Annotated in this window: 2 protein-coding genes; both read right to left on the reverse strand. The window is 43.6% G+C overall.

Annotated features, from left to right (window positions below):
* Positions 1-17 precede the first annotated feature (17 nt).
* Positions 18-7415: a type I polyketide synthase gene (locus tag D5S11_RS05720; protein ID WP_108724990.1), complete on the reverse strand. Its 7398-nt coding sequence runs from the start codon at positions 7413-7415 to the stop codon at positions 18-20.
* Complete coding sequence (locus D5S11_RS05725; RefSeq protein WP_108724991.1) at positions 7415-13126, reverse strand: type I polyketide synthase; 5712 nt, start codon at positions 13124-13126, stop codon at positions 7415-7417. The genes D5S11_RS05720 and D5S11_RS05725 overlap by 1 nt, the downstream gene beginning before the upstream one ends.
* Positions 13127-13128 lie beyond the last annotated feature (2 nt).

The raw sequence follows: 13128 nt of genomic DNA on the forward strand, positions 1-13128 counted from the left end.
AAGAAACAGAGCATGTGCTACTCTGTTTCATCAATAATTTCAAGAAGCCGTTTTTTATTCTGTTTGATTTGTTTTTTCCGATTTGAATCCGGCCAGTACTCTTTTCTGACAAACTCGGCAGGCGGCAGCGGAGTTCTGACGGAATGATATGAATCATCCAGGCCGCTTACCAAAAGGTGGGCGTTTGTTCCGCCAAAACCGAAAGCGCTGATGCCCGCCCTCCGTTTTCCATCCTTCCAGCTTCTCAGCTCTGTATTCGGATAAAAAGGCGACTTTTCAAATTCAAAGCGGGGATTTGGCGTTTCACAATTCAATGTAGGCGGAATTTCCTTATGCCATATTGATAAAATCACTTTAATGAAACTTGCCGCTCCGGCAGCGCTTAATAAGTGTCCGATATTGGTTTTTACACTTCCTACTCCGCAAAATTGCGTTTTGTTTGTGTCTCTTCGGAATACTTTTGTCAGAGCCTGAAGCTCAATCGGATCTCCAATCATCGTGCCTGTGCCGTGAGTTTCGACGTAGCTGACTGATCCGGGAGTGATATCGGCTTTTTCAAATGCATCTTGAATAACCTGCTCTTGAAGCTTAGGATTCGGGGTCGTAATTCCCATTGTCGCACCGTCATTATTAATAGCTGATGCTTCAATGATACCGTATATCCGATCTCCGTCAGCTTTCGCTTTCTCCAGCGGTTTTAACAGAACAGCGCCAAAACCCTCTCCGGGTACAAAGCCGTTTGCCCTTTCATCAAAAGTAAAACACTGACCGTCCGGCGAAAGAGCTCCTCCTTCTGTTAACATCAGGTAAGGAATTTCATCCAAAAGCAGATCCGCCCCTCCTGCCAGCGCCATCTCTGAATCACCGTTTTTTATGCTTTGGCAGGCTAAATGAATGCTGACTAATGAAGAAGAACAAGCGGTATCAGAAACCATGCTTGGACCGTGAAAATTAAAGAAATGCGACACATGTGAAGCAATAAAGTTTTGACTAAGCCCGACGATGTGGCTGCTGCTTTCTTTCGGCAGTTTGTGACCGTAACCGCCCATTCTGGAACCGACAAATACGCCGACTTTTTTTCCCGATAATTCCGTTTCTTCATAACCGGCATCCCGTACAGTCTGTACACTCGTTTCTAAGAAATGTCTTATCAGCGGGTCCGTTTGGATGGCTTTCTCCTCTTCCATGCGGAAATACTCCGGATCGAAGCTGCCGATTCCATTGATAAATCCTCCCCATTTGCTGATGCTTTTTCCCTTTTGCTGCACCGGAGAGTAATTTTCTTCTATATTCCACCGGGAATCAGGTACTTCTTTAATATGATTCTTCCCTTTTCTCAGATTGTCCCAAAATTCCTCTTTATCAGCCGCTCCAGGGAACTTACATCCGATTCCGATAACAGCTATCTTTGCAGATGAAGCCGTCTGCGGTTCTGTATTTCGGCTCGTCACAGACTGCATATCTTGCATATCTTGCATATCTTGCTGATTGCTGCTTTGAGAATCAGTCTGTTCGATTTGTTTCTTCAACGGCGGCGCCGTCTTACCGATATATTCCGCAAGACCATGAATCGTGTTGTGTTCAAGAAGCACAGTAGGGTCAATTTTTTTCTGAATCATTGCTTCTATTCGATGTATAATGCTGACAAGTAGTATAGAATCCACACCGTATTCCTGAAAACCCGTATTTGGGTTAAGCTTTTCAAGGGGAATGCTCAATTCCTCGGCAAATACGGCAGAAAGTTCACTGACAAGCCCTTCTGAATGATCAAAAGTGTCGGGAGTCTCCTGTCTTCGGACTGGAACCGAAGCTCCGCCGGTTTTATTGATGTTCAGGAGACTGTCTGCATGAAACACTGTTCCTTTTTTCACGATAGGAATGATATTGGCCGATTTTCTCTCCAGTGCATGATACAAAATCGCCAGTCCTTCCCGTGTGGATAGAGAGTCCAGTCCCAATTCATCATATAAAGGACTCGTCACAGTACCCATTCCGACTTCTTTCCAGCTCGGCCAATTGATGGACGTGAAATACGTTCTCCCCTTTTGAAAATGATAAGCCGCGAAATAGTCCATATATGCGTTTGCAGACGCGTAATCAGTCATTCCTTTCGACAGTTTGGGTGACTGTGCTGCAATTGATGAAAATAGAATAAAGAAATCCAGCGGCCTATTATTAAAAATCCGCTCCAAATTCTGAAGTCCAGTGACTTTCGGCCCGTACACCGTCTTAAATTCACTCATTCTTTTATGAATAAAGGCTGGATTTCCGCCGCTGTGCAGTCCGGCACAGTGTATGACACCGCTTATATCTTTAAATTCAAGGCTTACTTGGTGAAAGAATGAACGCAGCTTCTCTTCATTTGTGAGAGAACCGCTGTAATACATATAGTTGACACCTTTCTCTTCAAAACTTTGAAACAGTTTTATATTGCTGACTGTCTTTTCGTCCTGTCTGCCCTCTTTCAGCAAATGATCCCATTCACTTCGCAAAGGTAATGGACGCGTACCCGTCAGCACGAGTTTTTTCACTCCCCGTTTCACCAAATCTTCAGCTATTGCTCTGCCAATGCCCCCTGTCCCGCCGGTAATCACGATGGCTTTATCCGCAGGAAATGAAACAGGCCCGCCGGTATGGATTCTTTCTTCTTCAAAATACGGAACATATCTGACGCCGCTGCGGTAGCATACTTCATTCTCTCCGGTACATTGCCTTTCATTCTTAAAGATTTGTTTCAGCTCATGCGTTTCTTTCATGCTGTCTATATCTATTGTTTTCACATGAACAAAGCCGTATTCCGCAGAAAGGGCTTTCAGAAAAGCCGCTGATTCTGCCCCCGTCAGCTTTGGTTTTTCCGCTTTAAATACCTGCAAGCCATTGGTGATTTGTAAAATGGATAATGGTGTTTCCTTTTTACTCCGCTTAATTATTTCTTGTATAAATAAGAATTTACAATATGGGATGCCGTTCTGATTGTCACTCTGGTTTCCGATATCTGAGAAATCAAATATATTTTCGACCAGCCGCTCACCGCCCGAGAAGATCTCACGGATAACGTCGTATGCGTGGTTTTCATCTAATAAAGAACACTCAAACATTTGATCAGAGTGTTTTATAAATGAAGAGTGATGTTTGATGACAATCAGATTCTCCTGATCTATATCCGAACAAATGGAGCGGGCAATTGATTCTGTGTCTTGATTTACAAATGCTACTGTCAGTCCGTACTCTTTTGTTTCGGATGGATTTACAAACGGATTCTCCCTCCATTTTTTTTGCAAGTGATGTTGAAAAGAATGCTGAGGGATCTCTGTCTTCTCAGTCCTGGACGGAACCCAATAACGTTCTTTTGCAAACGGATAAGTCGGAATTGAGATCCGTTTACCCGGCTGCTGTAAATGTTGATGAACGGATTTCCAGTCGATATCCGCCCCCCAAACCCATAATTGAGCCAGCTTTTCCGCTTCACCGTTCTCAATAATGGTCTTTACAAACAATTCACCTGCTCTGCCTTCCGTTAACGCCTTCATTTTTTCAGCAAATGCATCTGCTGATTGCTGATGAACATATACGCCTGGAACTTGCTTGTCACCGCGGCAAAACTCAAATAATTTATCTTTCATTTCTTTAAGAGAGGTACCGATAATCGCCGCTCTGGCCTCCATCGCTTCTCTGCCCGATTGTGTAGTGTATGCCAGATCCCGTAAAACGACGCTTTCCGATTGGCTGCCTTCCATCACTTCATTCGGGAACAGGTTTCTTATCGCTCCGGCATATTCCTTCAATAAGTATTCAGTAACCGCTTGAATGGAGGGGCAATCAGTTAATTCATACATCGTGAGTTCAATATGAAACATTTCGTTAATAAAATCCGCCATCCGGCTTAATTCCAAAGGTCCTACGCCAAATTCACTCAGGTGATCAGCAATATTAATTTCTTCCGGATGGATATGAAGCAATTCCGAAACAAACGGTTTGAGTACTTCATACACCTTTTCTTTCATATCAGGCTGCTTATCCTTTACTTCAGGACTTAGTGAACGCTGGATAAAATCTCTCATGTTTTCGGCATACTCAAGAAGACGTTCATTGTCTTTGGCAGATAACAGGACAATATGCGGTTCGTTCTCAACATGTTCTGTTGAGACGTTTGTTTCTTCATATTCTTCTATAATGATATGAACATTCGTTCCTCCCGCTCCGAATGAGCTGATCCCCGCTCTTCTCGGAACAGTTACTGTTTTTCCGTTTTCCTGCAGTTTCGGTTTCTTCCAATCTTGCAATGACCGCTGTACATAAAAGGGAGAGGCTTTAAAATCAATATTTGGATTCAACGTCTCCGCATGTATGGAAGGAAACAGTTTTTTCAGTTTCATTTGCAAAAGAACCTTTGTCAAACCGGCAATTCCCGCTGCGGCCTCAAGATGGCCGATATTTGATTTGACAGAACCGATGGAACAATATTGAGTGTGCTCCGTAAATTCCCGAAACGCTTTTGTTAACCCGGTGATCTCAATCGGGTCTCCAAGAGAAGTTCCCGTTCCGTGAGCTTCAATATAACTAATTGTACGAGGATCAATACAAGCTTTCTGAAGCGCGTCCTGTATCAGTTCAGACTGACCATTTGGATTAGGAACCGTAAAACCGTTTGTTCTCCCTCCGTGATTGACCGCTGTCGCTTTAATCAGCGCATAAATATGATCTCCGTCCCTTACCGCTTCCGCCGCCGGCTTTAAAAGTACGGATCCCACTCCTTCTCCCGGTACATAACCGTCACCGCCCTCGCCGAATGTCCGGCATCGGCCATCACTTGCAAAGAAGCGGCTTTGATTTAATAATGTATATTTATTGGGATGAAGCGTAAGATTGACCCCGCCCGCAACAGCAAGTGTGCTTTCTCCTCTTCGTATACTTTCACAGGCTAAGTGAATGGCGTTAAGAGAGGATGAACACATTGTATCAACCGCCATACTCGGCCCCTTAAAGTTAAAGAAATACGATATTCTGTTTGCTATTGCAGAAAATGGAGACCCGACGGCCAGTTCATTTCCTTTAAGTGATTCTTCAACGCCGAAAAATTGATAGCTTCCATATGTGACGCCTGCAAATACTCCGACCTTTTTGCGGGTCAGATCTGAAGGTTTATAACCCGCATCCTCTATGGTATTGTACACTGTCTCTAAAAAGAGACGTTCCTGAGGATCAAGAAAAGCCGCTTCTTTCGGTGATATCCGGAAAAATAAAGGATCAAACCGGTCTGGATTTTTCAGAAAACCTCCCCACTTATAGCAGCTTCCCTCCAGCATTTCTTTCCGATCATCAGGAATTTCGCTTACGCAATCCCGTCCATTCATCAGCACATTCTGGAACTCCCTGATGTTTTCCGCACCCGGGTATCTGCCGCTGACACCGATAATGGCTATATCAGCAGAAAGGGGATCGGCCGCAATGTGCTCTTTTGAACCTTCTCCTTCAGAGCGTACCGGCGCTTTTGTTTCCACTGGTTTTCTTTTTTGCTTTTTTTGATATGAGACAAGTTCAGATGTGCCGGCCGGTTTCAGCAGTTTCATCATTCGTTCGCTGTGATGACTCAGGAAATATTCAGCTAACTGAGATATTGAATGATATTCAAAAAATAATGTTTTCGACAATCTGCCGATACTTTGCTCCAGCTTTTCGGTCAGACGCATGATCATTACTGAATCAATGCCGTATTTCTCCAGGTATTGTTTTTCATCTATGAGTGAGACCGGTAATTTCAATTCCTCTGACATTATATTTTTCAGATAACTGATGATATTTTGTCTTAATTCATCGTTTTGCAAATCGGCATCTTTCTGCTGGTCTGAATGTAAGCTGATTGTGCCGGCACGCTTCAGCACATCCTCAATCTTTTCTTTTCGGCCTTTCAGGGCAATCAGCTGTTCAGATGATTGACACAAGCTGTTCTCCAGAGCCTGTATTCCGTCACTGTCATCTAACGGGTCAAGACCGAGTTCCTGTTTCATGTAGGATATTCCTTCATCGTCAATATTCATCCCGCCGGAAGTCCATAGCGGCCAATTGACTGACACTATCCTTTCGGCAGACTCTTTTGCGGTCATAACTGCTGCATACTGATCCAAACAGGCATTGGCGAAAGCATAGTCACATTGGCCGGCTGAGCCGAAGACTGCCGATGTGGATGAAAACAAGACAAGTAATTCAACTTTCATTTTTTTGATTTCTTCCGCCAGCCACAGCGTGCCATAAACTTTCGAACCTGTGACTTGATCAATTTCTTCTTTTGTCTTTCTTAAGATAAAAGAGTCACGGAGTACGCCGGCACTGTGAAATACTCCATGTAAGGTGCCGAACTGCTCTTTTGCAAAAGCAAACATCCGTTCAGCATCACTTTGTTTTGAAACATCAGATCGGATATATTCAACTGTTGAACCTGAACTTCTTAAATATTCGATCTTTTTCTCCTGCTCTTCAGTTAAATCAGAGCGCCCTGTCAATATGAGATTCGCTTTCCATTTTTCCGACAGATGTTTTGCCAGAATATAACCGAGACCGCCCAGGCCTCCTGTAATCAGATAATTCCCATGATGTTTCAGCGGCTGGGTTAAATCGAATGAGCCGGCTTTATTATAGCTTTTCGTAAAACGTCTGCCGTTTTCATAGCGCACTTCAAAATGGATATCCCGTTTTTCGTCACACTCTCTCTGATATATATCCGCTATTGCTGGAAGAGCGGCTCCCGCACCCTCTGATTGCGTGATATTGATAATCTGATAGTGAAAATTGGGGTGTTCCTGGTGAACAGTTTTCACCAATCCGCCGAGAGCATGATGCAGCGGCAGTTGTTCTTTATTCTCTGTTTGAAAAATATGCGTCAGCTTTATTATCTTTTTCCATTTTAGTTCAATCAGCGCCTGTGTAATATACAGAAGAGAAAACAATCCGTTTTCCAATTGTTTCTGTATACCTTTCTTACTCATGTCAGCCTGAGAATCAGACCACAAGTGAAGAATCTTTTCGGGCAGCTGAAAATGATCATGAATGTATCGGAACAGCTTTAGATAATCGTCTTTTTTCACGTGGTTCATACAAATCGTATCATCATGTAAAACAGCAAATTCTTTTCCGCGGATAACAAACAAGAGAGTACAGTCCTTAAACAAACCGCTCAATTCTTGTATTTGCCGTTCATTTTCTGCAAAAATCAGGAGCAATCCCGTCAAGGGTACGCTCTTCTTACTGGGAATGAACGATTCAGTCCATTCCGGCTTGTAATATAAAAGCGGATGGTTCGATGCCCGTGATTTTTGATTCTGAATGGATGTCACACGGGCATAGCCTTCGTCAGCCGACATTTGTCCTGTTTGAATCAGATCAAGAATATCGCTGAGTAGTTCACGTTTTCCGTTCATCATTCTTCCCCCATTAATTGTTTCAATACAGCCTTCTGATCAATATCATTGGTTTCCAATTGACGCAGGAGACGAATGAGTTCGTCGTCCGTCTGAACAGTGTCTTTTTCATGACCATATCTGAATCTCACATCTCTGCACTCTGCCAGAATGCTTCCGTTTTTATCTGTAAACGTCATATGACACGTTACATCACGGCTGTTCTGCCGGTTCTCTTTTTGAGTATAGACATAAAAATTTTGAGCGAGAGGGTGATAGACATCCGCCGCTCCCATTCCGATCAATTCCGGGAAGGTTTCTCCGCTGACAAAAAACGCACTGGCTTGAATCGCGGACTCAAGCGCTTCAGGAGAGATCGTAAAATTCTCTCTTTTTGCATAAAGCTCATCCGGCAATGAATGAAGCGACAGCATTCCGTCACTGTTTTTCGCTGATTCAATGACAAAAGGCGCTTCAGCAGGATGTTCAGTCATTTTTGATTTGACTTCAGCAATATCAAGCGCTTCAGGAAACATACCGCTTTCAGGCTTAACAATATGCGCATTTCCCCTGGCAAGACGTACTTTATTTTCATTTTTTGTGTTTGCATATATGTCAAACCGCGCAAAGTCGCGCTCAGGCGTCAGCGTAATCATCAGTTCCCGTATATCAGTCATTCCGTTCATGCTTTCGGTCCACAATAAATCAGTCAATGTTTGAACCGGTTGTCCAAATGCCGCCGCTGCATTGACGATAGCCATTTCAGCCAAAGATGCATAAGGGAAAAAGGACATGTTTCCTTCAGACAGACTTAGTGCGAACGGATGATTACGGCTGATTTTTTTCGTGAAACTGAACTGATTAAAATCGGACGTGTTACTCCCCAAGAAAGGGTGACCCGGCTTACTCACATCCGCTGAAACAAGTGCTTCCCCTTTTTCCGCTATCCAATACCGCTGTTTGATCAGCGGTTGTCCCGGAATAGAAATCCTGCGGGCATTCCGATTCACCTCAAAAGTCTCCCAATCTATCTTTCTTCCATTTACCCATTTGGATGCTGCTTCGGCGTAATCTGAACAAACGTGAGACATTTCATTGTGAACTTCTGATTCGAATGTATTACCGGTATAGCTTAAGCTGCTTTTTTCACCCCTGGTATAAGCTGAAAGCTCTTCAGCAATGACCCGCCCGGAATCTGCCACTATCGCCAGCCGTTCTTCCATATGATCGCGTCCCGTCTGAAGTGTATAGGCAATATCCTGAAGACGCAGTTTATGTTTGTTATCCTTCGATTCATTTTCTGATAGAAAATCAGCCATAACCTTTGCATATTTTATCAGCCGTTGTTTGTCTTGAGCCGATAAAACAAAGATCACTCGGCCGCTTTGATGATCAAAAGCTTTTGGCGGCTCATACGCTTCCAATATAAGATGCGCGTTTGTTCCTCCTGCCCCAAAAGCGCTTACCCCGGCTCTCAAAGGATGAACAGCATTGCTGTTTTGCGGAATATTCCATTCAGCCGCTTTCCGCTGCACTTGAAAAGGAACCTGATCAAAATCTATAAACGGATTAACAATATCGGAATGCAGAGAAGGAACAAGCTGCTTATTCTTCATTTGGAGAAGCACTTTCGTTACCGCAGCGATTCCTGCCGCAGATTCTAAATGTCCGATATTTGATTTCACCGAACCGATGGCGCAAGGATGGTTCAATTGATAGGAATCTTTCAGTCCTTGAATTTCAATCGGATCGCCTAATGACGTCCCTGTTCCATGCGCTTCAATATAATTGACGGTATTCGGATCAATGTCAGCTTTACGAAGTGCTTCTGAAATGACCTCCGCCTGCGCATCCGGATTCGGTATGGAATACCCGCTCGTCTTTCCTCCATGGTTAACGGCGCTTCCCTTAATCACACCGTATATTTGATCTTGATCTTCTATTGCTTTTTTCAATGGTTTTAACAATACGGCCCCGACTCCCTCACCGGGAACATAACCGCTTCCGTCTTTTCCAAAACTCCGGCATCTGCCGTCACTTGATAGAAACTGTCCCATACTGAGGAACTTATATTTATTCGGATGTATTGACAAATTCACTCCGCCGGCTAATGCCATATCGCTCTCTCCACAATGTATGCTTTGGCATGCGTAATGAATAGAGGTCAGTGATGAAGAGCACATTGTATCCAGAGCCAAACTCGGACCTTTTAAATGAAAATAATAAGACACCCGATTGGCAATTGAAGAATAGACGGACGCCGGCGAGAAAGCCACTCCATTTTCTTCTCCTTCAAATAGTTGATATTGGCCCCACATTGCACCGACAAATACACCGACTTTCATCTTTTCCAGCATGTTTCTCGGGTACCCTGAGTCTTCAAAACAATGTTTGGCCGTTTCTAAAAAGAGCCTTTCCTGGGGATCCATAAGTTCTGCTTCCCTTGGGGAAATATGAAAGAAAAGCGGATCAAATTGATCGGCTCCGCTGATAAAACCTCCCCACTTGCTGTAAGACTTCCCTTTCATATCTCTGTCTTCGCTGAAGAAATCATCCATATTCCAGCGGTCAGGCGGGATTTCTGTAATACAATCTTTTCCGCTCTTTAAATTCTCCCAAAATTCAGGTAGGTTTTCAGCCATCGGATACTTTCCGCTTAATCCGATAATGGCAATGTCCTCATGCCTTGTATCAGCTGTTTCATTTATTTGGATCTCACGGCTTTCATCCTCTATGAAGGTATCTTGAAGTGCAGATTCCAATTTTTCTTTGTCACCTTCAAACACGATCAGCTGTGATGCGTTCAGAGAGAGTGAATCTTGAAAAGCTTTGATCCCATTGGTTTTACTAAGGGGAACCATACCGATTTTTTGTTTCATCCATTTTTCAGTTTGTTTATCCACTTTCATGCCGCCGTCTTCCCATAGCGGCCAGCTGATGGCTACTGAGACGCCGGAGCGTTCTTTTTTCCGCCTCATTCCTTCACGCCACTCAGCGAAAAGATCGATGAACCGGTTGGCCAATGCGTAATCCGTCTGTCCGATATTCCCGTACATCGAGGTGCTTGATGAAAACATCACAAAGAAGTCCAAAGGTTCGGTTTGCAGCAAGCTGTCCAATAAGACCGTCCCATTTATTTTCGGAGCGATTACTTCCTGAATTTCATCTTTTGATTTTTGAATCAATAAAGCGTCGTGCGTCACACCGGCACTGTGTATCACACCGTTGATTTCTCCGAATTTCCTTTTAATGGTTTTTATGATTCGCTCTGCATCGCGGCTATCTGAAAAATCACCTCTTATATATTGAACCGAAGAACCGCCTGCTTTCATTCGGCTGATTTTGTTCTTTTTGTCTTCCGTAAGTTCAGAACGGCCCGCTAAAATAATATTGGCTTTCGTTTGGGCTGCAATATGTTCTGCAAATATAAGGCCTAAGCCGCCGGCCCCTCCTGTAATCATGTATACTCCGTTTTCTTTAAAGGAGAAATCTGAGTTTGGAGCCGGTTCTGCTTCCCGTAAGGCACGGACCCAGCGCACATTTCCTTCATAATAAAGATCGGTTTCTCCCGGATGCGCTTCCGTAGATTCGACTCTGATGATTTCAGCTGTAAGTTCCGGCAACGATGACTTGTCTGATACTGATATCCCGATTGTCTTAAGGGCCAGTTTCGGGTTCTCAAGCACAATAGACTGCCCTGCGCCATGGACTGAAGCGTAAAGCGGCTGATCATTTTTATGATCCGCCGGATAAAGGAAAAGCGATACAACCTTTTTTTCCGTCTTGCTGCGCATCAATGCCCGGCTGAAAAATAATAGCGGGTAAGCCCCTTTAGAAAGCTGTTCACTTATTTTTTCCGGGCCGGCAAATGATCCTTCCGGCCACCCGTACACCACGGTGTCGGGCATTTGCCCCCTTTTTTTCAGATCAGCTGCAAGCCTGTCAAAGTGAGCTTCCTCCCTGTGATCTATCTCATAAACACCGTCTCCGTGATAGGAGAAACGATTCCCTGATAAAACGAGAATGATCTGTGTATTTTCGAACCCATTTTCAGCATTTTCCCGCATAAAATGAAAAAGCTCTCTGTCATATTGAAACAGCAGGCATGTTCTTTTCTTTTTATTGCTGCAATGCGGGTCCCAAGCGGCAGGCTTTTGTCTCCAATACGGCGTTAAATATGTCAGAGCCGTATGATTCTCTCCATGATGAAGAGGGAGGTCTTTGTCAACGAAAGTCTTTTCGCCGCTCTCTGCAAAATAATTTGCAAGTTTTTGAATCGTCGGATACTCAAACAATAAAGTAGGGTACAGTTCCCTGCCTGTTTTCTCCTCCAATGCTTTTACGGCTTGCATAAGTGTTACGGAATCGAGGCCTTGTTCATAAAAACCTTTTACAACAGAGAGTGTTTCAGGGGCAGTCCCTTTGATGTCTGCGATCAGCTGCTGAATGTCTCCTTCTGTTATAAGAGCGGAAAGATTTTCGTTCTTACTTTCTTTCATGTCAGGCTTTTCAGCCGGTTGATTTTGCGTTAAGAAATAACTGGACATTTTTTGATTTTCTTTAATATACGCGGCGAGTTCCCGGATCGTTTTCTGCTCAAACAGGAGTGTAGGATACAGCTGTTCCCCTGTTTTGTTTTCAAGTTCTTTGACAATGGCAAGCAAAGAAGCTGAATCCAGGCCTTGTTCATAAAAACCAATGTCTGTCCTTATGTCACGCAGATCTATATTTGAAACCCCGGATATTAATTCTTTAAGGTGTGTCTCGATGCTTTCGCTTCGATTTATGATTGAATCTTTTCTGATCAGGCTGTCTTTTGGCTGAGAAGCCGCTTCAGTTTCCAAACGAGTCTGCTTCAGGTTTTCAATTAAATCTTTTGAGCGAATATGTTTCACAGACAGCCGCGTAAAATAAGCGATCATCTCCCCGTATGCATCGTACAAACCGTAACTTACTTGGATGACATCCCCTGAATCATGATTTTGGTCTTGCTTCTCTATGTACACATAACACCTGTCTTCCAGGCGCTTCGTCATACGGAAAGATTCAATATGAATGGGAATATACGTTTTCATCCGGCTTGCCGGAGATCCTTGTGTAAAATATTCGGGACATGCCTGATAAAGGATCGATATGATGGTAGACGCATCAAGAAAAGTGGGATGCAATTGAAAATAGCCGGTATATTGATTGGCAATTTGGCTGAGCGTTAACTCTGCAAGTACAGAATGATCAGACGCATAAACCTTCCCCAGACTCTTCATAAATTCAAAATGCTCTATATCAACCTTTTTTAAATAGTCATAACATATCTCCATATCATCTTCACGGGCGGAGGCATGTTTAATTTCATCAATATTGATTGAACTCATGCTTTCCGGGAATTTCTGCATGAGCCTGCAGGTCATATTCTCATCCCAGCTTTCATCCAGAATGCGGTCATCTTTTACCTTTCTGCTCTTCGCCTGAATTTCCCATCCCTGTTCCAATCCCTGAAAACGGATGCGGATTTCTCTGTCAAAGGTATCCGATGTTGCTACAGGTTCCAAATACAAAATATTCTGACACTCGAGTTCTTCAATAGGCAAACCTTTGCTCAGCGCCATACGGTATATCATATCTAAAAATGTGACACCGGGTATAATCCGGGTGCCATGCACCCGGTGATCCCTGACAATATAGTCCGTATGTTTAATTGTTAATGTGAACTGATAGTTTTGATTACTGGCCACCT

Source organism: Bacillus sp. L75 (assembly GCF_003676355.1).
Taxonomy (GTDB): Bacteria; Bacillota; Bacilli; order Bacillales; family Bacillaceae; genus Bacillus; species Bacillus velezensis.

What these genes read in the sequence shown, in the direction of transcription:
- D5S11_RS05720 (WP_108724990.1), bottom strand. Translation starts at nt 7,415, where the DNA reads ATGAACGGAAAACGTGAACTACTCAGCGATATTCTTGATCTGATTCAA.